This is a genomic window from Variovorax sp. EBFNA2 (assembly GCF_033802765.1).
GTDB lineage: Bacteria > Pseudomonadota > Gammaproteobacteria > Burkholderiales > Burkholderiaceae_C > Variovorax > Variovorax paradoxus_H.
The window spans coordinates 4,566,142-4,584,191 of record NZ_CP138496.1 but is presented as its reverse complement, the minus strand read 5'-3'; the positions used below and the strand labels follow the sequence as shown (position 1 = coordinate 4,584,191).

Genomic DNA, 18,050 nt, shown 5'->3' with positions numbered 1-18,050 from the left:
GAAGAAAAGGGGGAAGGGGAACGCGTCAGGCCGCGAGTGCGGCCCGCAGGCGATCGAGCCGTCGTCGGCGTTCGGCGCGGGCTTCGAGCGCCTGCGCCATGTCGACCTCGACGAAGCGCGCCTTGTGGTTGGGCTGCATCTGGGCGATGAGGTCCATGTCGGCGCTGATGACGGTGCCGACCATCGCGTAGCCGCCGCCCGACACCGCATCGCGGTGCAGGATGATCGGCTCGCGCCCGCCCGGCACCTGGATGGAGCCGTACGGATAGCCCGCATCGACGATGTTCGACGGGTCGTCGCCCGCGCCGAAGGGCGGCGTGCGGTCCTGGAACTTCAGTGGCGTGCCGTGCTTGTAGCGATAGCCGATGCGGTCGGCCTCGGAGCCGACGGTCCAGGTGTCGGCGAAGAAGCTCTGCACCGACACCTCCTGCAGGCGATGAAAGTAGATGCCCGGCAGCACGCGCAGGGCCACTTCTTTTTCGAGCACTGGCAGCAGCGCGGCATCGACCGTGCGGCCCGCGCGGGCGCCGGCAGCGGGCGTGCCCACGGGCAGCTTGTCGCCGGCCAGCAGCTTGCGGCCGTTGAAGCCGCCGAACGCGCCCAGGCCGTAGGTCGAGCGGCTGCCCAGCACCACCGGCACGTCGATGCCACCGGCCACGGCGATGCACATGCGCGCGCCGAGCTTCATGAAATCGAAGGCGAGCTTGTCACCGGCCTGCACGGCGAACGATGTGTTGCGCGGCACCTCGTTGCCGTTGAGCTTGATCTTCGCGTCGGCGCCGGTCACGGCCACCAGCGTGGGCGCGTCGAACTGCAGCTCGGGCCCGAGCAGCGTGCTTTCGATGACGGCCGCGCCTTCGTCGTTGCCGACCAGCAGGTTCGCGAGCACCAGGCTTTGCTGGTCGAGCGCGCCCGACAGCGGAATGCCCAGGTGGTAGTAGCCGGGGCGGCCGGCGTCCTGCACGCTGGTCGCGAGGCCGGGCTTGAGCACTTCAATCGCCATGGAGCACCTTCAGGAGCTGTTGGTTGTAGCCGTCGGGGTCGGCCAGAAAATCATTGAGCGAGAACGACACGGGCGCGATGCGCAGCGTGTACGTGCCAGCCTCGACCTGCGCGATCTGGCGGTCGTACTCGGCGCGGTCGATGGGCTTCCACTTGACGATGTCGCCGGGCTGGAAGAACACCATCAGCTCCTTGAGGTACGACAGCCGCTGCGCCGGGTCGAAGATCGGCGCGGGCGTGACGCCGAACATCTGGTAGCCGCCCGCGCCGCGCACCGAGTAGATGCAACTGAAGCAGCCGCCGTGGCCCAGCGTGAGCTTGGGCGTGTCGGTGCGCGGGCTCAGGTACTTGGGCACCTGGATCTGGCGCTGGCGCTCGACCATCTGGAACAGGAAAGGCAGGCCGGCCACGAAGCCGACCATCGACACGAACCACGGCGCCGACGAGTGCGCCTCGATGAAGGCCTCGACCGAGGCGTGGCCGTTGATGCGTGCGGCGTACTCGATGTCGGTGCTCGACGGGTCCTGGTGGCGCTCGCGAAAACGCATCAGCGTCTCGTGCGTCCACGGGTCGTTGTAGAGCACCGGAATCTCGACGATGCGCGTCTGCATCTGCAGGTCGGCATCGCCCAGGCCCGCTTCGATTTCCTTCAGCGTGGCGAGCAGCGCGTCGGGCGCGATCGTGTCGGGGTCGAAGCGCACGAGGTAGGCGGCGTTGGCCGGGCAGATCTCGGTCACGCCGGGCAGGGCGCGGCGGCGCAGTTCGTTGCAGATCGCCATGCCCTTGAAGAAGGCCGGCAGCGACATCTCTTCGCTGATCTCGACGAACATGTGCTCGTCGCCGCCGAAGCTGTAGCGGGCCTGGGCGGGGAGGGTGCTTGCAGCGGTCATGCGGTCACCTTCATCAAGGCAGGAGCGTCGGGCAATGGATTTGCCGCGAGCCAGGTTTCGAGAAAGCCGGTGTGAAAAGCGGCCTTCGCTACATCGGCGTCCTCGCACAGCGCGCGGTGCAGCGGGATCGTCGTGTGGATGCCTTCCACCTGCAGCTCGTCGAGCGCGCGCCGCATGCGGGCCAGCGCGCTGGCGCGGTCGGTGTCGTGCACGATGAGCTTGCCGAGCAGCGAGTCGTAGTACGCGGGCACGGTGTAGCCGGGGAACAGGAAGGTGTCGAAGCGCACGCCGGGGCCACCGGGTACCACGAGCTGCGACACGAGGCCGGGACTCGGCATGAAGTTCTTCGCGGCGTTCTCGGCATTGATGCGCACCTCGATGGCCGCGCCGGTCAGGCGGATGTCTTCCTGCTGCAGACGCAGCGGCTGGCCGAGTGCGATGCGCAGCATCTCCTTCACGAGGTCGACGCCGGTGATCATCTCGGTGATCGGGTGCTCGACCTGGATGCGCGTGTTCATCTCGATGAAGAAGAACTCGCGCGTGTCGTCGTCGTACAGGTATTCGAGCGTGCCCGCGCCGCGGTAGGCCACGGCGTTCGCGAGCCGCAACGCCGATTCGCACAGCGCGGCGCGCGTGGCCTCGCTGATGGCGGCCGAGGGTGCTTCTTCCCACACCTTCTGGCGGCGCCGCTGCAGCGAGCATTCGCGCTCGAAGCAATGCACCACGCGCTGGCCGTCGCCCAGGATCTGCACTTCGATGTGGCGCGCCTGGCGGATGAAGCGTTCGAGGTAGACCTCGCCGTTGCCGAAGGCCGCCTGCGCTTCGGCGGTGGCGGTGGCGAACTGCTGGCGCAGCTCGGCCTCGTCGTGCGCCACGCGGATGCCGCGCCCGCCGCCGCCGGCCGAGGCCTTGATCATGATCGGGTAGCCGATGTCCTTCGCGACTTCGACGGCGGTGTCGGGGTCGGTCACCACGCCCGCGCTGCCGGGCACGGTGGGCACGCCGGCGCGCATGGCGGCGGCGCGCGCCGCGGCCTTGTCGCCCATGGTGCGGATCGCATGCGGCGTCGGGCCCACGAACACCAGGCCCGCAGCCTCGATGCGCTCGGCGAACTCGGCGTTCTCCGAAAGAAAACCGTAGCCCGGGTGCACCGCGCCGGCGCCGCTGTCAGCGGCGGCCTGCAGGATCGCATCGATGCTCAGGTAGCTCTTGGTGGCGTGCGCCGGGCCGATGCGCACGGCCTGGTCGGCCATTTGTACGGCGAGGCTCTGCGCGTCGGCGTCGCTGTAGACCGCGACGGTCTTGAGCCCCAGCTCTTTCGCGGCGCGGATGATGCGCACCGCGATCTCGCCGCGGTTGGCGATCAGCAGTGTGTCGAATGCGGCGGTCATTGGCAGGTGTCTCACGCCGTTTCGATGACAGCCAGCAGCTGGCCCGGATCGACCGGCTCGCCGTTCTCGACGGCGAAGCTGGCCAGGCGCCCGGCCGCGTCGGCCGTGACTTCGCTGAACTGCTTCATCACCTCGACCAGGCCGAGCACGTCGCCCACGGCGACGGTGTCGCCTTCGGACTTGAACGGCGGCGCGTCGGGCGCCGAGCGGCGGTAGAAGGTGCCCGGCAGCGGGCTCAGGACTTCATGGGTAGCGGGCATCGGGGCACTCCTGGAACAAGATCGGGAAAGGTGAAAAAACTCAGGCTGGCCTGGCGAGGCCTGCAACTTCGATGCCGTTGTCGGCAAGGGCGCGCCGCGTGGCCTGCACGAGCGCGAGCGCGCCGGGCGTGTCGCTGTGGATGCAGACCGAGTCGAAGCCGATCGCCACGTCTTCTCCTTCGACCGTGCGCACCACGCCCTCGGTGCACGCGCGCAGCACCTTGGCGGCCACGGCGTCGGGGTCGAGCGCGCCGACGCGGCGCGTGAAGACGATGGAGCCGCTCAGGTCGTAGTCGCGGTCGGCATAGAACTCGCGCACCACCGGCTGACCGAGTTCGCGCGCCACCTGGAAGGTGACGGACGATTCCATGCAGAACAGGCGCAGCGTCGGCTCGATCTGCTGCAGCGCAGTGACGAGTGCGCGCGACAGCGCCTCGTCGCGTGCCGCATGCATGTAGAGCGCGCCGTGCGGCTTGATGTGCTGCAGCGTCATGCCGGCCAGGCGTGCGAACTCGCGCAGCGCACCGAGCTGGTAGACCATGTCGTTCACCAGCTCGTCGGCGGGGGCGTTGATGTGGCGGCGCCCGAAACCCACGAGGTCGCGAAAGCCCGGGTGCGCGCCGATGCCCACGCCGTGCGTGCGGGCCAGCAGCACCATCCTGCGCATGATGTTCGGGTCGCCGGCATGGAAGCCGGTCGCGATGTTGGCCGAGCTGATCAGCGGCATGAGCTGCGCGTCGACGCCATCGCCGATGGTCCAGGGGCCGAAGCCTTCGCCCATGTCGGAATTCAGATCGATCCGCGTTGTCTTCGTCACGTCGTTCCGCCTTTGTGTGTGGTGTGCATCGCCGGGGGGCGGTGCAGGTTGGCGCGAAGGTTAGCCAGCGGTCGGCAGGCCGAAAAGCATTGTTTTCAGGCGGGTCGATATCTGAAAAACAGATGCTGCAAGCCGCTGGAATGGGCGCTACGCTGGAGGGAAGCGATCGCGCGGTATCGGGTTTTCGCCCGAGGCAGCAGCGCGTATCCGTAAATACCCTAGGAAGACGGCGCCATGTCCCTGACCCTTCGCCAGCTCAAGTACTTCTCTGCGGTGGCCGAGGTGGGGCGCATCTCGCACGCGGCGCTGCAGCTGAACATCTCGCAGTCGGCCGTGACCACGGCGATCCGCGAGCTCGAAGACATGATGGGACAGCAGCTCTTCGAGCGGCACCCGCACGGCGTGGAACTCACCAAGGCCGGGCGCCGTTTCCTGAGCCACGCCTACGCGGTGCTGTCGGCGGCCGACGAAGCCGTGCGCATGCCGCACGAGGGCGAGAACGTCGAGGGCTCGCTCACCATTGCCGCCAGCTACACGGTGCTGGGCTACTTTCTGCCGCACCACCTGCAGCGCTTCGAGCAGCTGCATCCGCAGGTGACGGTGAAGGTGCACGAGGTGGCGCGCGAGGCCATCGAAGAGGGCCTGATCACGCAGCGCTACGACATCGGTGTGGTGCTCACGTCGAACGTGGTGCTGCGCGAGCTGTCGCTCGAAACTTTTTTTGGCTCGCAACGCCGGCTGTGGGTGCCGGCCAAGCATCCGTTGCTCGACAAGGCCGAGGTGACGCTGGCCGACGTGGCGGCCGAGCCCTACATCATGCTCACGGTCGACGAGGCCGCGGCCACTGCGCTCAAGTACTGGAGCAAGACGCCGCACCAGCCGCAGATACGGCTGCGCACGAGTTCGGTGGAGGCGGTGCGCAGCACGGTGGCCAACGGGCTGGGCGTGACGGTGCTGTCGGACATGGTCTACCGCCCGTGGTCGCTGGAAGGCAAGCGCATCGAGACCATCAACCTGCGTGACGCGGTGCCGACCATGAACATCGGCCTGGGGTGGAAACAGGGCGTCGAGTTTTCGCCGGCGATGACGGCGTTCCGCAATTATTTCCGGCAGCTGTTTCTCGAGCCGGCCTCGGGGCGCACGGGGCGCGGTCGCGGCTGACGCGGCAACGGAAACCCTGCCCGCATCGGGCCGGGATGACCCGGCGCAAGGAAAGCACCTCGCGCCAGCGTCACAATAGTCACTGTCCCGAGCGCGCAACGCGGCATCGGCACCTTGCACCTCCCCCGGAGATCGATCCCATGAAAGCAACCTGGAACGGCGTCACCATCGCCGAAAGCGACGACACCGTGCTCGTCGAAGGCAACCACTACTTCCCGATGAGTTCGCTCAATCGCGATGTGGTCACCTTCAGCAACCACAAGACCACCTGCCCGTGGAAGGGCTCGGCGAACTACTACTCGCTGCTGGTCAACGGCGAACTGCACGCCGACGCCGCCTGGTACTACCCGGACCCGAAGCCCGAAGCCGAAGAAATTCGTGACCGCGTCGCGTTCTGGAAGGACGTGAAGGTCAGCGCCCAGTGAGCACCGCCGCCTTCGCTCCCCCGTTCACGCCGCCGGCCGAACTGGCCGGTGCGTTGCGCGAGCACGGCTACGCGGTGCTGAGCCCGCAGGGCGTGTGCGAGTGGCTCGACGTGCCGCTGGCGCAGCTCGAAGCGCTGCACGCCGACTGGAACGACCTGCCGCCCGACGAGTACCTGAAGGACGGCGGCCGCTACCGCACGCGGCGCCACGCCTGCTTCACGGTCGATGCCCACGCCACGCTGGCGCCGGTGCCGCACCGCGCGCACTGGCAGCCGGTCGAATACAACGCGCTGCACGGCGGCATGCAGCGCTGGTTTGCGCCGATGCTCGACGCCACGGTGGCGCAGCCCGTGTGGCAGCGGCTGATGCAGCAGCTCGGCCAGGTCAGCAGCGACATGCGCGGCGCACCGCAGCGCTGGTTCGTGGAAGCGCACCAGTTCCGCATCGACACCGCCGGCGGCATCGGCCGCCCGACGCCCGAAGGCGCGCACCGCGACGGTGTCGACCTGGTGGCGGTGGCGCTCATCGGGCGCCAGGGCATCAAGGGCGGCGAGACGCGCGTGTTCGAGGCCAACGGCCGGCGCGGCGAACGCTTCACCATGACCGAGCCGTGGACGCTGTTGCTGCTCGACGATGCGCGCGTGATCCACGAATCGACACCGATCCAGCCGCTGGAAGAGGGCGGCGATGGGTGGCGCGACACGCTGGTCGTCACCTGCCGGTCCGAGGGTTTCCAGGGGGATTGAGACGCTTGCGGGCCTCGCTGGTTGGAGTCCTACAGGGCGGGTTCTGCAGAGCGGTTAAATTCGGGGCCCGACCCGGCGCGAACCGGGTCCGTCAGTCTGTCTGTCTGCGAACGCTAAGCGAGGTCCCGCCATGTTCAATCACATCCTGGTCCCCATCGACGGCTCCGAAACTTCCATGCTCGCAGTCAGCAAGGCCAGCGGTCTCGCCCTGGCTTTCGGCAGCCGCATCACGTTGATCCACGTGATCGACAACTACCCCTTCATCGGCGTGGGCGCGGACTACGCGCTCGGCCAGAACGAATACCTCGCGGCGGCCACCGCCAGCGCCAATGCGGCGCTCGCACGCGGCGTGGCCGCCCTGGCGGCCGAGGGCCTTCACAGCGACCAGCGCGTGATCGACGGCCACGTCGTGCACGAAGGCATCGTCGACACCGCCATCGCCATCGCGGCCGACCTGATCGTGATGGGGTCGCACGGCCGCAGCGGCATCGAGAAACTATTGCTGGGCAGCGTGACGCAGCGCGTGCTGCAGGACGCCACCATGCCGGTGCTCGTCGTCAAGGGCCACTGAGCCACTGCGCCGCAAATTCCGCCGCAGATTCGAAGTGCAACGGCTCCCGCGTCGCGGGATGCATAAACGCCAATTCCCTGGCATGCAGCAGCAGGCGCGGTGCGCGTGCCTGCAGCGCGGCGTCGCCGTACAGCGCGTCGCCCAGAATCGGGTGCCCGATCGACAGCAGGTGAACCCGCAGCTGGTGTGAACGGCCGGTGAGCGGCTCCAGCAGCACATGCGTGGCCGCAGGCCCGCCGGGGGGCGACACGCTGGCCAGTGCGCGCCAGCGCGTGAGGCTGGGCTTGCCCGCAGGGTCGATCTTCTGCAGCGGCCGGCGCGGCCAGTCGGCCATCAGCGGCGCATCGATGACCGACCAGTCGCCGTGTTGCGGCATCACGCCGTCCACCACGGCTTCGTAGCGCTTGTGCACCTCGCGCTCGGCAAAGGCCGCGCTCAGGGCGCGCTGCATCGCCAGGCCGCGGGCCATCACCACGAGGCCGCTGGTGCCCATGTCGAGCCGGTGCACGATGAGCGCGTCGGGCCACTGGCGCTGGGCGCGTGCGCTCAGGCAGTCCTGCTTGTCGTCGCCGCGCCCGGGCACGCACAGCAGGCCGGCGGGCTTGTCGAGCACCAGCAGGTGGGCATCTTCGTGAACGGGGAGCAGGTCGGGGGGCGAAGCGGTCATGGGGACAACGAGTGTAGAGAGGCTCGGAAAGGCCGAAGAAGCCTGGGCTATCCTCGACCGATATGCCCGGCGCCGCTCCTTCCTCGTCTCCTTCTTTCTCCGACCTGAGGCGCGAGCGCCCCTTCATGCAGCTGTGGGTGGCGCGCCTCTTCGGCACCGCCGCCTCGCAGATGATGCTCGTGGCCATCGGCTGGCACATGTACGAGCTGACCGGCAGCGCGTGGGACCTGGGCCTAGTCGGCCTGTACCAGTTCGTGCCCGCGCTGCTGCTGGCGCTGCTGGCCGGCCACGTGGTGGACCGGCACCACCGCGCCCGCATCGTGGCCGTGTGCTTCGCGGTGCAGGGCACCGTGGCGCTGGCGCTGCTGTTCGCGGTGCTGCACAAGAACGACACGCGCGGGCTGCTGCTCGGGTTGTCGCTGGTGCTCGGCGCGGTGCGCTCCTTCCAGATGCCCGCGCAGCAGGCGCTCACGCCGCTGCTGGTGCCGCCGCTGCTGCTGTCGCGCGCGATGGCGTTCAGTTCGGCCGGCATGCAGGGCGCGATCATCGGCGGGCCCGCACTCGGCGGGCTGCTGTTCGTGGCGGGCATGGCGGTGGTCTACGGCGCGAGCGTGCTGTGCTTCGTGATCGCCTGCGTGCTCGTGCTGCGGCTGCGCTACGACCATGCGCCGGCCGCGCGCGAGCCGGTCACCCTGGCCACGGTGTTCGCGGGCGTCAATTTCATCTGGCTGCGCAAGCCGGTGCTCGGCGCGGTGTCGCTCGACCTGTTCGCGGTGCTGCTGGGCGGCGCGGTGGCGCTGCTGCCGATCTACGCCAAGGACATCCTGCACACCGGCCCCTGGGGCCTGGGTCTGCTGCGCAGCGCACCGGCGGTGGGCGCGCTGGTGATGTCGATTGCGCTCACGCGCCGGCCGGTCGAGCGCAACGTGGGGCGCACGCTGCTGCTGGCCGTGGGGGCGTTCGGGCTGTGCATGGTGGTGTTCGGGCTGTCGAAGAGCTTTGTCGTGTCGCTCATTGCGCTCGCGGTGTCGGGCGGGGCCGACATGGTCAACGTCGTGATCCGTCAGACGCTGGTGCAGCTGGAAACGCCGGACGCCATGCGCGGACGGGTGAGCGCGGTCAACTCGATCTTCATTGGCGCGAGCAACCAGCTCGGCGAGTTCGAATCGGGCGCCACGGCGGCGCTGCTGGGGCCGGTCGGCTCGGTGGTGCTCGGCGGCGTGGGGACGATGCTGGTGGCGCTGACCTGGTTCCGGCTGTTCCCGTCGCTGGCGCAGCGTGACCGGATGGTGGTGGCCGCACCGGCTTCGGCTTCGGCGCGGTCCTGATCTTCAGTCGAAGAGGGCGCGCGCCTGCGGCGTGTCGAGCGTGAGGTCGCTCATCGCCACGGCCACGCACGGAAGAATCCAGCCGTCGATCTTTTCGTCGAAGCTCAGGCCCGGCCATTCGATGAGGTGACGGCTCTCGCCCGACAGGCGCTGGCAGATGCAGGTGCGGCAGGTGCCGTTGCGGCACGAACTGGGCAGCTCGATGCCGGCCGCCTCCGCCGCATGCAGCAGCGTGACGCCCGCCTCGGCCTCGAATTCGAGGCCCGACGGTTCGAGGCGGACCTTCATTGCGCGGGAGGTTCTTGGGGCGGTTGCTGTTGTTGCTGCTGTTCGCGGCGTTGCTCGCGCAGCATGAAGAGATACAGGCTCTCGACCTTGTCGCGCGCCCACGGCGTCTTGCGCAAGAACTTGAGGCTGGAACCCACGCTGGGTTCGCTGATGAAGCAGCGGATCGGCACCAGGTGCCCCAGCTGCTCCCAGCCGTAGTAGTCGGCCAGCGCGGTCACGATGGCCTCCAGCGTGAGGCCGTGCAAGGGGTTGCGCGGCTGCGCCGGCTTGGGGGCGGGCGCGGGGACGTCGGTCACTTGTTCTTGAGCTTGCCGCGCGGAATCACCGCCGTGGTGACGGTGCGCACGGGCTCGATGCCGCCGGTGGGGGCCTTCGGCGGCGAAGTGTCCTTTCTCGGTTTCTTGGCTTCCTTGTTGGTGCGTTGCTGACCCTTGGCCATATGCTTTCTCCAGTTGATACGTGCGGATGCAGCCGGCAGTTTAGCGGTGCGGCGACAATAGCCGGTTCCACACGTTTTTCCGCTTTCATGTCCGATTACGAAGTTCGCCCCGCCACGATGCGCGACGCCAAGGCCGTCGCCGAAGTCCATGCCCTGTCTGCCAAGGCTGCCTACGAAGGCATCCTGTCCGAAGACGACCTGCGCGTGCTGGCCCCCGCCTCGCGCGAGGCCAAGTGGCGCGAGGCCATCGAATTCAGCGAACCCCAGGTCCACGTGGTGACGCACGACGGCGAGATCGTCGGCTTCGTCGGCTTCGACCGCTCGCGCGACCCCAAGACGCCGCCCACCACGGGCGAGATCTGGGCCATCTACGTCAAGCCCGAGCACTGGGGCAAGGGCGCCGGCGTGGCCCTGTGGGACGCCGCCCGCGAAGGCCTGGTCGAAGAAGGCTGCACCACGGTCACCATCTGGGTGCCGCTGCGCAACGACCGCGCCATGCGCTTCCACGAACTCGCCGGCTTCAAGCGCGAGATGAAGACCGCCAAGACCACGGCGCTGGGCACCGTCCGCGTCGAAGAAATCCGCTTGAAGCGCGTGGTCGATTGACTCTCCCCCAGGCTTCGCGCACTTCGTGTCGCTACGCCAACCCCCTTCCGGGGGCAACACCTGCGGCCCGGCAAAGCCGGTTCCGCGGTGTTCCACGACCCACCCCGGTCGCACCGTACGGTCTTCAACGGTAGCGACCCTGGCTGCGGATAAGCTCGCCGCTTCTTCCACAGCCTGACTTTCGCCCATGGCCACCAGCCTGCTCCTGCTGCTCGACGACATCGCCTCCGTGCTCGATGACGTCTCCGTCCTCACCAAAGTTGCTGCCAAGAAAACCGCCGGGGTGCTCGGCGACGACCTCGCGCTGAACGCGCAGCAGGTCACCGGCGTGCGCACCGAGCGCGAGTTGCCGGTGGTGTGGGCCGTGTGCAAGGGTTCCCTCGTCAACAAGGCGATCCTGGTGCCGGCCGCATTGGCCATCGGCACTTGGCTGCCCTGGCTGGTGACGCCGCTGCTCATGGTGGGCGGCGCGTTCCTGTGCTTCGAGGGCGCCGAGAAGCTGGTCCACAAGTTCCTGCACAAGAAGGAGCACGAGGCCGACACCGCGCGCCACCAGCAGGCCGTGGCAGACACCACGGTCGACGTGGTCGCGGTCGAGAAGGACAAGATCAAGGGCGCCGTGCGCACCGACTTCATCCTCTCGGCCGAAATCATCGCCATCACGCTGGGCACCGTGCAGGGCCAGCCGTTCACGACGCAGCTCAGCGTGCTGGTCGGCATCGCGCTGATCATGACGGTGGGCGTTTACGGCCTCGTGGCCGGCATCGTGAAGCTGGATGACGCGGGCCTGTACCTGAGCCAGCGCAGCAGCGCGGCGGCGCGCGGCCTGGGCCGCGGCATCCTGGCGGCGGCGCCGTGGCTCATGAAGGGCCTGTCGGTGGCCGGCACGGCCGCCATGTTCCTCGTGGGCGGCGGCATCCTGGTGCACGGCGTGCCGGCGTTCGGCCACGCGGTCGAAGACTGGGCCAAGGCCACGGGCGGCGTGTTCGGCACGCTGGGCTCGATGGGCGTCAACGCCGTCGTCGGCATCGTGGCCGGTGCCATCGTGCTGGCCGTGGTGGAACTGGTCGGCAAGCTGCGCGGCAAGAAGGCGGCGCACTGAGCGCCTGCTGATCTGGCGGGCCGGGCCTCAGCGGTCCGGCTTGCCGCGCTGGAACAGGCCGACGCCCACCAGCGCCACCCCCAGTGCGAGCGCGAACCAGCCGACGAGGTACGCGCCGGCCACCATGTCGAACCAGCGCGTGCCCTGCAGGAAGCGCGGGCCCAGCAGCACGGCGGCGCCGATCAGGAGGCAGAGGATGCCGCGCTCGATGGTGCGCAGCGGTCGTTGGGGGCGTCGGGCCATGGGGGTCTTTGCAAGGGAAAACGGAGACGGCCATTGTCCCGCGCCGCGCGGGGAGGCCGTGGGCCGCCGCAAAACGTCGCGTGCGCGCATCGGTCGGCGCGCAAAAATGCTTCCAAACGTTGCAGAATCGCAGGCCATGCCACACCGCTTCCTGCCCACCGGTTCCGCCTTCTTCCTCCCGTTCCGACGCGCCTGCGTGGGCGCCTCGCTGGCCCTGGTGGCCGCCACGGCCCTTGCGCAGCCGCAGCCCGACCCCGCCGGCTTTCCGATGGACTCGGTCGGCTACCTCAACGAGGAGCTGCCGCGCATGGAAGCCGCCGTCGCCGCGAAGGACCGCAGCTTCTTCTTCGGCGCGATGACGCGCACGGTGCAGTTTTCCGAGCGTTGGGGTTTCAAGGCCAAGGCCAACCCCGACCTGGCCGCCTACCCGATGTGCACGGCGGCCGTCATGGACTACGCGGTGGTCGGCATGTGCAAGCTCACCCCCGCCGACGACGTCTGCGAGCCGGGCCTGGCGCCGCGTTTCGACGCGAACCTGAAGCGCTGCCGCGAGCTGGCCGCGCAAAAATAGGCCTCCGGCCTTTCCTTCTCTTCTTCATCGAACGAAGTCCCCGCGCCATGGCCGTGCGTGCGGGGCGGAGACACACGCATGGACTACACCCGCTACCAGACCCTCGCCCTCACGCGCCGCGGCGCGAACGGCGCGGTGCTCGACATCCAGATGCGCGCCGCCAACGGCAAGCTGCCCACGGCCGGCCATGACGGCCACCGCGAGCTGGCCGAGATCTGGCGCGACGTGGCGGCCGACGACACGGTGCGCTGCGCCGTGCTGCGCGGCGAAGGCATGGGCTTCTCGGGCGGCGGCGACCTGGGCATGGTGCAGGACATGACCACCGACGACGCCGTGCGCCAGCGCGTGTGGAAGGAAGCGCGCGACCTCGTCTACAACCTCATCAACTGCGACAAGCCCATCGTGAGCGCCATGCACGGCCCCGCCGTGGGCGCGGGGCTGGTGGCGGGGCTGCTGGCCGACATTTCCATCGCCACGAAGACCGCGAAGATCGTCGACGGCCACACGCGCCTGGGCGTGGCGGCGGGCGACCATGCGGCCATCGTGTGGCCGCTGTTGTGCGGCATGGCCAAGGCCAAGTACCACCTGCTGCTATGCGAGCCCGTGAGCGGCGAGGAGGCCGAGCGCATCGGCCTGGTGTCGCTGGCCGTGGACGAGGCCGACCTGCTGCCGCGCGCCTACGAAATCGCCGACCGCCTCGCGGCCGGCAGCCAGAGCGCGATCCGCTTCACCAAGTACGCGCTGAACAACTGGCTGCGCCAGGCCGGGCCGACCTTCGACGCCTCGCTGGCGCTCGAGTTCATGGGCTTCGCGGGCGCCGACGTGCGCGAGGGCGTGGCCTCGCTGCGCGAGAAGCGCGCGCCGAACTTCGGCTGAACCGAAGTCCGCCGGGTCAGGCGTTCTTGAGGCCCTGCAGGGTCTGAAGCAGCACCACGCGCGTCTGCCCCAGCACCATGCCCTTCCACTCGTCGTTGTCGCAGTAGAACGCGTCGCGCAGGCGGCGGCGGATCTCGCGCTTCTGCGATTCGGGCGCCTCGGGATGGCGGCGCAGCCAGGTGTCGGCGCGCAGGCGCTCGAGCACTTCCAGGTCGGGCAGCGTGCCGAATTCCAGGCCCATGGGCGCGACGCGCGCGTTCGGGCATTCGTCGTACGCGGTCGAGATCACCGGGCCCGACACGTCGGCCGAGGCCGAGTCGCCCGCGAACGGCGCGAACACGTCGGCGCCCCACCAGGCGTGGGCCAGTGCCAAGTCTTCGGGCGTGTTGCGACCCGGGTAGATCTTTTCGCCGTGGCCGTAGGGGCCCAGGCCGGTGTGCACGTCGATCCAGCCCAGGTGCGTGGCCGAGGCCGCGTAGCTGCGCAAGATCGCGCGGATGGTGCGGTTGCTCCACGACGGCGCGGTGCCGCCGTAGAACAGGCCGTCGGGCGAGGTGTACTGGCCGCGCGTGACGGCCGCACGGAAGGCGGTCATGCCGTGCGTGGCGATGTAGCTCGCCACGGCCGCGTCGTCGGCGGGCGTCGGCGGCCAGCTGGCGGGCAGCACCAGCGGCTCCACGTCGGCGTACGCGGCGTTCACCGGCAGCGGCGCGCTGAAGTCGATGTGGTTGCGGTTCAGGTCGATGTTGTCTTCGTTGGTGCGGTGCAGGTGCGAGAACCCGTGCGGGTTCACCGCATGCACCAGCAGCAGCGCGACGCCCGCGCGTTCGAGGCGCGCGAGCAGGTCGGCGTCGTTCAGCGTGGCGACCTGCGCGCCCGAGCCGCAGAAGCCCTCGGGGCCGTGCGTGCCCGAGGTGACGAGCAGCACCTTCTTCGCGTCGGCCGCACCGATCAGCGCGACGTCGGTGGCGAGTTCTTCGCCCAGCGCGCCGCGGTGCGTCGGGTGCACGAACGATTCGATGCTGGCGCCGCGCGCCGCGGCGGCTTCGAGGAACTTGGCGCGGGCTTCGACGTACGTGCCCGAGAAATGGCGTGTGGCGGCGGTGGCAGGCTGGGACATGGCGGGAAGATTCCTGTGCATGAAGGCGGGAAGGAGGAAGACGGTATCAGGCGGGCGCGTGGGCGTTGGCCGCGTCGATGTCGCGGCCCGTGTGGTCGCGCAGCCAGAGCAAGCCGAGCAGCGACACCAGCGTCATCGCCACGAGGTACCAGGCCGGCGCGAGCTTGCTGCCGGTGGCGTTGACCAGCCAGGTGCTGATGAAGGGCGCGAAGCCGCCGAAGAGCGCCACGCCGACGCTGTACACCAGCGACATGCCGCTCGCGCGCACGCGCTTGGGAAACATCTCCGGCAGCATCGTGATGCCCGGCACCGTCTGCACCACGAGGCCGATGCTCAGCACGCCGAGCACCACGAACAGCACCGCGGGCGTCGGCGATGCGTTGAGCCACAGAAAGCCCGGATAGATCAGGATCGACATCACGATGCGGCTCCAGAGGATGAGCGTCTTGCGGCCGACGATGTCCGACCACTTGCCCACGAAGGGCGCGAGCGCGAACGACAGCAGGCCCGTGAGCGCGGCGCCGAACAGCGCCACCGACGGCGTGAGACCCAGCTCGCGCACCGCATAGGTCGGCATGTAGAAGGTGACCACGTACGCCGCCGTGGTGCCGCCCACCAGCGCGAGGATGGCGGCCAGCACCGTCTTGCCGTGCTGCGTGCAGACGATCTTCAAGCTGCTCTCGCGCGGCGCCTTGGCGTCTTCGGGCGAGATGTGCAGCGACTCCTCGAGGTGGCGGCGGATGTACATGCCCACCGGCGCGATCAGCATGCCGAGGATGAACGGCACGCGCCAGCCCCAGCTCTGCATGGCTTCGGGCGTCAGCGAGAAGGTGAGCGCACCCACCACCACGGCGCCGAGCATCACGCCCAGGCCCTGGCTCGCGAACTGCCAGCTCGCCATGTAGCCGCGGTTGGCCGGCGTGGCGTGCTCCACCAGCAGCGTGGTCGATGCGCCCACCTCGCCGCCGGCCGAGAAGCCCTGGATCAGCCGCGCCAACACGATGATGACGGGCGCCGCGACGCCGATGCTGGCGTAGGTCGGCGTGAAGGCGATCAGCGCGCAGCCCAGCGCCATCAAGAAGATCGTGAGCGTCATGGCCTTCTTGCGGCCCGCGCGGTCGGCATACGCGCCGATGATGATGCCGCCCAGCGGCCGCATGATGAAGCCGACCCCGAAGCTCGCCACCGTCAGCAGCAGCTGGCCGTAGGAGCTGAAGGTCGGGAAGAACAGCTTGCCGATCACCAGCGCGAGAAAGCCGTAGACGGTGAAGTCGAAGAACTCCAGCCCGTTGCCGATGGTCGTGGCCACGATGGTCTGGCGCCGGCGTGCAGGCGACGACGAAGAGGTGGGCAAGGGCTGGGAAGCGCGGGTGTTCATGTGTCTCCTGGGTGTGGCTCGATAGCGCAGGCCGCGTTGGGCCTTGGCCGCGGCGGATGCTAGAGACTCGCTGCTGTCATGAAAAGACAATAATTGGGCGTCAACGATAACTTTTGGTTGTCACTCCAAAGATGAAGCCCAATCAGTTGCATGCCTTCGTGGCCGTGGTCGAGCAGATGAGCATCCGCGCCGCCGCGCGCGTGCTCGGCATCTCGCAACCGGCAGTGACCAAGATCGTGCGCGAGCTGGAGCGCGAGGTCGGCGCGCCGCTGGTGGAGCGCAGTGTGAAAGGCGTGCGGCTCACGCAATTCGGCCTGGCCTTTGCGCCGCGCGCGCGGCTGCTGCTGGCCGACATGGAACGTGCCCGCGACGAGATTGCGCAGATCCGCGACGGCGCCACCGGCTCGGTCTCGCTGGCCGTGAGCGCCTCGTTCGCGCTCACCGTGCTGCCCGCCGCCTTCAAGGACTTCCACACGCGCCTGCCCGCCGTCGACGTGCAGTTCAGCGAGGCCGTGCTGCCATGGATGCTCGCGCGGCTGCGCGACGGCTACCTCGACTTCGCGGTGGCGCACGTCGTACCCGGCACCCTCGATCCGCAGTTCGAGGCGCTGGAGCTGTTTCCGGTGCAACTGGTGGTCGGCTTGCGCGAGCGCCATCCGCTGCGCAATGCGCGCTCGCTGCACGACCTCTATGCCGCCGAATGGGTCCTGCCCGGCGACGACCATGGCGGCACCAACGCCGTGGCACCGCTGTTCACCCCGCTCGGCTTGTCGCCGCCCACGCGCGTGCTGCAGGGCCACTCGGTCACTGTGGCGCTGGCGCTGGTGGGCCACATGGATCTGATCGGCCTCTTCGTCGAGCCGCTCGCAGGGCTCAGCTTCAAGCGCCACGGCATCCGGCGCGTCGAGGTGCGCGAGACGATGCCGATACTGAACGTGTGCGTGGTGCGCCGCCGCGGGCAACCGTCGACGCCGGCGGCGCAGCATTTCATTGAGTGCATTCAGCGGGCGTCGGCTGCGGCGATGAAGGGGTAGCGGAGAGAGGTGTGGCTCAAAGCCCGAACAGCAGCACCACGAGAACGACGGCGGCGCCAAGGGCAACGTAGCCGATGCCGGCCAGCAGCAGCGCGAAGCCGACGAGATAGATCACGCGTCGGCCCCAATCCGGCGCGCTCGGTACGCAGCGCCAATAGACCAGCGCGGCCGCGAGGATCAGCACGCCCTCGATCGCATAAGCGATGACGCGCGCGGCCTCGCTGGAATGGAAAAGCGACTGGTTCAGCCACATGCCGAAAACTCCTGCGAGCGGGATCAAGGCCGTCCAGGCGAGCACGCCGAGTGCGAGGCGCCCCGCCGTTTTCAGCGGATGGCCTTCGTACAGCATGGATTTCTGTGCCGAATGCTCATTGGCAGTCATGAATTTCCTCCCTGATTGGCGTTTCGAAATGGAACGCATCTGGAGGCGATGCTAGGGGCGCGCACGCCAAAACACTGTTCTCAAATGAGGCTTCCGCGCATTCGGAATCCGTGCCGCTTCCGCACGCCGAAAGGGCCGTCAAGCCTCCATGGCCTTGGTTCAACGCCAGGACATCAGCGTCCCGAGGACGAGGGTGACGCCGAGATTCGCGAGAGGGCCAGCGACCGTCAGCAGCAAAGCAAAGCCGACGAAGTAGGCCACGCGCCGGCCCCAGTCCGGCGCGCGTGGCACGCAATACCAGTAGAGCAATGCGGCCAGGAGGATGCGGATTCCGTCTGCCGCATAGCTGGTGAGGCGCATGCCCTCGTCGGAATCAAAGACCGACCAACCCAACCACAGGCAAAGGAATCGCACCTGTGGGACCAAGAAGACCCAGGCGAGCGCGGCAAACACAAGGCGTCCTGCCGTCTTCGTCGGAGCGCCTCGCCCTTGAATGGGTGAACGCTGGGGCTCGGGGCCACCCGCCTGTACCGCGTGAACGTCGAGGTCGAGGGACGGTGCGCGCCCAGCCGATTTTTCATTGGCAGTCATGAACTTTTTTCCCTGATTGGCGTTTCGAAATGGAACGCTCTGGAGGCGATGCTAGAGGAGCGAGCATCAAAACACTGTTCTCAAATGAGGCGTCCGCTCATCCGGGATTCCTGCCGTTTCCGCACGCCGGAAGCGCCGCCGGGCCACGCCCATCGCCTCTGC

General features: G+C 68.5%; 24 protein-coding genes. 10 read left to right on the top strand and 14 right to left on the bottom strand.

What is annotated here, in order from left to right:
- Positions 1-25 precede the first annotated feature (25 nt).
- Genes RZE79_RS21575 through RZE79_RS21555 form a run of 5 tightly spaced genes read right to left on the bottom strand, consistent with a single transcriptional unit; the run spans position 26 to position 4,324 of the window.
- The gene (locus RZE79_RS21575; protein ID WP_319356757.1) at positions 26-1,003 is read right to left on the bottom strand and encodes a biotin-dependent carboxyltransferase family protein; all 978 of its coding nucleotides are present in this window, start codon (positions 1,001-1,003) and stop codon (positions 26-28) included.
- On the bottom strand, positions 993-1,892 hold the full coding sequence (locus RZE79_RS21570) for an allophanate hydrolase subunit 1 (protein ID WP_319356756.1): 900 nt from the start codon (positions 1,890-1,892) through the stop codon (positions 993-995). The genes RZE79_RS21575 and RZE79_RS21570 overlap by 11 nt, the downstream gene beginning before the upstream one ends.
- On the bottom strand, positions 1,889-3,283 hold the full coding sequence (locus RZE79_RS21565; protein WP_319356755.1) for an acetyl-CoA carboxylase biotin carboxylase subunit: 1,395 nt from the start codon (positions 3,281-3,283) through the stop codon (positions 1,889-1,891). Before RZE79_RS21565 ends, RZE79_RS21570 begins: the two co-directional genes overlap by 4 nt.
- A gap of 11 nt (positions 3,284-3,294) precedes the next feature.
- Positions 3,295-3,543 carry an acetyl-CoA carboxylase gene (locus RZE79_RS21560; RefSeq protein ID WP_319356754.1) on the bottom strand — a complete coding sequence of 83 codons (249 nt, stop codon included), beginning with the start codon at positions 3,541-3,543 and terminating at the stop codon, positions 3,295-3,297.
- Between the two features lie 40 nt (positions 3,544-3,583).
- Positions 3,584-4,324, bottom strand: coding sequence for a 5-oxoprolinase subunit PxpA (locus tag RZE79_RS21555; RefSeq protein WP_319361246.1), 741 nt, complete (start codon positions 4,322-4,324; stop codon positions 3,584-3,586).
- Positions 4,325-4,594: 270 nt separating this feature from the next.
- On the opposite strand from RZE79_RS21555, the gene RZE79_RS21550 reads away from it, so the two are divergent.
- The 4 genes from RZE79_RS21550 (at position 4,595) to RZE79_RS21535 (ending at position 7,263) form a co-directional block, all read left to right on the top strand.
- The gene (locus tag RZE79_RS21550) at positions 4,595-5,521 is read left to right on the top strand and encodes a LysR family transcriptional regulator (protein WP_319356753.1); all 927 of its coding nucleotides are present in this window, start codon (positions 4,595-4,597) and stop codon (positions 5,519-5,521) included.
- 140 nt (positions 5,522-5,661) lie between these two features.
- Positions 5,662-5,946 carry a DUF427 domain-containing protein gene (locus RZE79_RS21545; RefSeq protein WP_056579293.1) on the top strand — a complete coding sequence of 95 codons (285 nt, stop codon included), beginning with the start codon at positions 5,662-5,664 and terminating at the stop codon, positions 5,944-5,946.
- Positions 5,943-6,692, top strand: a complete 750-nt coding sequence (locus tag RZE79_RS21540) for a 2OG-Fe dioxygenase family protein (protein WP_319356752.1) — start codon at positions 5,943-5,945, stop codon at positions 6,690-6,692. Before RZE79_RS21545 ends, RZE79_RS21540 begins: the two co-directional genes overlap by 4 nt.
- A 130-nt stretch (positions 6,693-6,822) precedes the next feature.
- Positions 6,823-7,263 (top strand): universal stress protein, encoded by a 441-nt coding sequence (locus tag RZE79_RS21535; RefSeq protein ID WP_101489523.1) that lies wholly within the window; start codon positions 6,823-6,825, stop codon positions 7,261-7,263.
- On the opposite strand, the gene RZE79_RS21530 is transcribed toward RZE79_RS21535, so the two are convergent.
- Positions 7,250-7,930 (bottom strand): RluA family pseudouridine synthase, encoded by a 681-nt coding sequence (locus RZE79_RS21530; protein WP_319356751.1) that lies wholly within the window; start codon positions 7,928-7,930, stop codon positions 7,250-7,252. The genes RZE79_RS21535 and RZE79_RS21530 overlap by 14 nt on opposite strands.
- 125 nt (positions 7,931-8,055) lie before the next feature.
- Between RZE79_RS21530 and RZE79_RS21525 the strand changes: the two genes are divergently transcribed.
- Entirely contained in the window at positions 8,056-9,258 is a 1,203-nt protein-coding gene (locus RZE79_RS21525; protein ID WP_319356750.1) for an MFS transporter, read from the top strand.
- A gap of 3 nt (positions 9,259-9,261) precedes the next feature.
- On the opposite strand, the gene RZE79_RS21520 is transcribed toward RZE79_RS21525, so the two are convergent.
- The 3 genes from RZE79_RS21520 to RZE79_RS21510 are packed head-to-tail and all read right to left on the bottom strand — an operon-like array spanning position 9,262 to position 9,985.
- Complete coding sequence (locus tag RZE79_RS21520) at positions 9,262-9,546, bottom strand: 2Fe-2S iron-sulfur cluster-binding protein (protein WP_319356749.1); 285 nt, start codon at positions 9,544-9,546, stop codon at positions 9,262-9,264.
- Positions 9,543-9,842: a VF530 family protein gene (locus tag RZE79_RS21515; protein WP_319356748.1), complete on the bottom strand. Its 300-nt coding sequence runs from the start codon at positions 9,840-9,842 to the stop codon at positions 9,543-9,545. Before RZE79_RS21515 ends, RZE79_RS21520 begins: the two co-directional genes overlap by 4 nt.
- Positions 9,839-9,985, bottom strand: a complete 147-nt coding sequence (locus RZE79_RS21510; protein ID WP_180288555.1) for a hypothetical protein — start codon at positions 9,983-9,985, stop codon at positions 9,839-9,841. The genes RZE79_RS21515 and RZE79_RS21510 overlap by 4 nt, the downstream gene beginning before the upstream one ends.
- An 87-nt stretch (positions 9,986-10,072) precedes the next feature.
- On the opposite strand from RZE79_RS21510, the gene RZE79_RS21505 reads away from it, so the two are divergent.
- Both RZE79_RS21505 and RZE79_RS21500 read left to right on the top strand, forming a co-directional pair.
- A complete protein-coding gene (locus RZE79_RS21505; protein WP_319356747.1) occupies positions 10,073-10,591 on the top strand; it encodes a GNAT family N-acetyltransferase in 519 nt (172 codons plus the stop codon).
- Between the two features lie 187 nt (positions 10,592-10,778).
- Positions 10,779-11,693, top strand: coding sequence for a DUF808 domain-containing protein (locus tag RZE79_RS21500; protein ID WP_153282883.1), 915 nt, complete (start codon positions 10,779-10,781; stop codon positions 11,691-11,693).
- A 27-nt stretch (positions 11,694-11,720) separates the two neighbouring features.
- Here the strand turns inward: RZE79_RS21500 and RZE79_RS21495 are convergent, their stop codons facing one another.
- Complete coding sequence (locus tag RZE79_RS21495; RefSeq protein WP_319356746.1) at positions 11,721-11,936, bottom strand: hypothetical protein; 216 nt, start codon at positions 11,934-11,936, stop codon at positions 11,721-11,723.
- A 136-nt stretch (positions 11,937-12,072) separates the two neighbouring features.
- On the opposite strand from RZE79_RS21495, the gene RZE79_RS21490 reads away from it, so the two are divergent.
- Together RZE79_RS21490 and RZE79_RS21485 are read left to right on the top strand one after the other, a co-directional pair.
- Positions 12,073-12,507, top strand: coding sequence for a hypothetical protein (locus RZE79_RS21490; protein WP_319356745.1), 435 nt, complete (start codon positions 12,073-12,075; stop codon positions 12,505-12,507).
- 78 nt (positions 12,508-12,585) lie between these two features.
- Positions 12,586-13,383, top strand: coding sequence for an enoyl-CoA hydratase/isomerase family protein (locus RZE79_RS21485; RefSeq protein ID WP_319356744.1), 798 nt, complete (start codon positions 12,586-12,588; stop codon positions 13,381-13,383).
- Between the two features lie 16 nt (positions 13,384-13,399).
- On the opposite strand, the gene RZE79_RS21480 is transcribed toward RZE79_RS21485, so the two are convergent.
- Positions 13,400-14,503: a M14 family metallopeptidase gene (locus RZE79_RS21480; protein ID WP_319356743.1), complete on the bottom strand. Its 1,104-nt coding sequence runs from the start codon at positions 14,501-14,503 to the stop codon at positions 13,400-13,402.
- Between the two features lie 46 nt (positions 14,504-14,549).
- A complete protein-coding gene (locus RZE79_RS21475) occupies positions 14,550-15,881 on the bottom strand; it encodes an MFS transporter (RefSeq protein ID WP_319356742.1) in 1,332 nt (443 codons plus the stop codon).
- 131 nt (positions 15,882-16,012) lie between these two features.
- Here RZE79_RS21475 and RZE79_RS21470 point away from each other — a divergent pair, with 131 nt between their 5' ends.
- Positions 16,013-16,915: a LysR substrate-binding domain-containing protein gene (locus RZE79_RS21470; protein ID WP_319356741.1), complete on the top strand. Its 903-nt coding sequence runs from the start codon at positions 16,013-16,015 to the stop codon at positions 16,913-16,915.
- A gap of 16 nt (positions 16,916-16,931) precedes the next feature.
- Here RZE79_RS21470 and RZE79_RS21465 read toward each other — a convergent pair whose 3' ends face one another.
- The gene (locus tag RZE79_RS21465; RefSeq protein WP_319356740.1) at positions 16,932-17,297 is read right to left on the bottom strand and encodes a hypothetical protein; all 366 of its coding nucleotides are present in this window, start codon (positions 17,295-17,297) and stop codon (positions 16,932-16,934) included.
- Between the two features lie 159 nt (positions 17,298-17,456).
- Positions 17,457-17,888 carry a hypothetical protein gene (locus tag RZE79_RS21460; RefSeq protein WP_319356739.1) on the bottom strand — a complete coding sequence of 144 codons (432 nt, stop codon included), beginning with the start codon at positions 17,886-17,888 and terminating at the stop codon, positions 17,457-17,459.
- Positions 17,889-18,050: the final 162 nt, after the last annotated feature.

Coding starts and splice junctions, on each gene's coding strand:
- RZE79_RS21475 (WP_319356742.1), bottom strand. CDS start 15,881: ATGAACACCCGCGCTTCCCAGCCCTTGCCCACCTCTTCGTCGTCGCCT.
- RZE79_RS21535 (WP_101489523.1), top strand. CDS start 6,823: ATGTTCAATCACATCCTGGTCCCCATCGACGGCTCCGAAACTTCCATG.
- RZE79_RS21480 (WP_319356743.1), bottom strand. CDS start 14,503: ATGTCCCAGCCTGCCACCGCCGCCACACGCCATTTCTCGGGCACGTAC.
- RZE79_RS21530 (WP_319356751.1), bottom strand. CDS start 7,930: ATGACCGCTTCGCCCCCCGACCTGCTCCCCGTTCACGAAGATGCCCAC.
- RZE79_RS21490 (WP_319356745.1), top strand. CDS start 12,073: ATGCCACACCGCTTCCTGCCCACCGGTTCCGCCTTCTTCCTCCCGTTC.
- RZE79_RS21460 (WP_319356739.1), bottom strand. CDS start 17,888: ATGACTGCCAATGAAAAATCGGCTGGGCGCGCACCGTCCCTCGACCTC.
- RZE79_RS21565 (WP_319356755.1), bottom strand. CDS start 3,283: ATGACCGCCGCATTCGACACACTGCTGATCGCCAACCGCGGCGAGATC.
- RZE79_RS21525 (WP_319356750.1), top strand. CDS start 8,056: ATGCAGCTGTGGGTGGCGCGCCTCTTCGGCACCGCCGCCTCGCAGATG.
- RZE79_RS21575 (WP_319356757.1), bottom strand. CDS start 1,003: ATGGCGATTGAAGTGCTCAAGCCCGGCCTCGCGACCAGCGTGCAGGAC.
- RZE79_RS21485 (WP_319356744.1), top strand. CDS start 12,586: ATGGACTACACCCGCTACCAGACCCTCGCCCTCACGCGCCGCGGCGCG.
- RZE79_RS21550 (WP_319356753.1), top strand. CDS start 4,595: ATGTCCCTGACCCTTCGCCAGCTCAAGTACTTCTCTGCGGTGGCCGAG.
- RZE79_RS21545 (WP_056579293.1), top strand. CDS start 5,662: ATGAAAGCAACCTGGAACGGCGTCACCATCGCCGAAAGCGACGACACC.
- RZE79_RS21465 (WP_319356740.1), bottom strand. CDS start 17,297: ATGACTGCCAATGAGCATTCGGCACAGAAATCCATGCTGTACGAAGGC.
- RZE79_RS21495 (WP_319356746.1), bottom strand. CDS start 11,936: ATGGCCCGACGCCCCCAACGACCGCTGCGCACCATCGAGCGCGGCATC.
- RZE79_RS21520 (WP_319356749.1), bottom strand. CDS start 9,546: ATGAAGGTCCGCCTCGAACCGTCGGGCCTCGAATTCGAGGCCGAGGCG.
- RZE79_RS21505 (WP_319356747.1), top strand. CDS start 10,073: ATGTCCGATTACGAAGTTCGCCCCGCCACGATGCGCGACGCCAAGGCC.
- RZE79_RS21470 (WP_319356741.1), top strand. CDS start 16,013: ATGAAGCCCAATCAGTTGCATGCCTTCGTGGCCGTGGTCGAGCAGATG.
- RZE79_RS21560 (WP_319356754.1), bottom strand. CDS start 3,543: ATGCCCGCTACCCATGAAGTCCTGAGCCCGCTGCCGGGCACCTTCTAC.
- RZE79_RS21500 (WP_153282883.1), top strand. CDS start 10,779: ATGGCCACCAGCCTGCTCCTGCTGCTCGACGACATCGCCTCCGTGCTC.
- RZE79_RS21510 (WP_180288555.1), bottom strand. CDS start 9,985: ATGGCCAAGGGTCAGCAACGCACCAACAAGGAAGCCAAGAAACCGAGA.
- RZE79_RS21570 (WP_319356756.1), bottom strand. CDS start 1,892: ATGACCGCTGCAAGCACCCTCCCCGCCCAGGCCCGCTACAGCTTCGGC.
- RZE79_RS21555 (WP_319361246.1), bottom strand. CDS start 4,324: ATGGGCGAAGGCTTCGGCCCCTGGACCATCGGCGATGGCGTCGACGCG.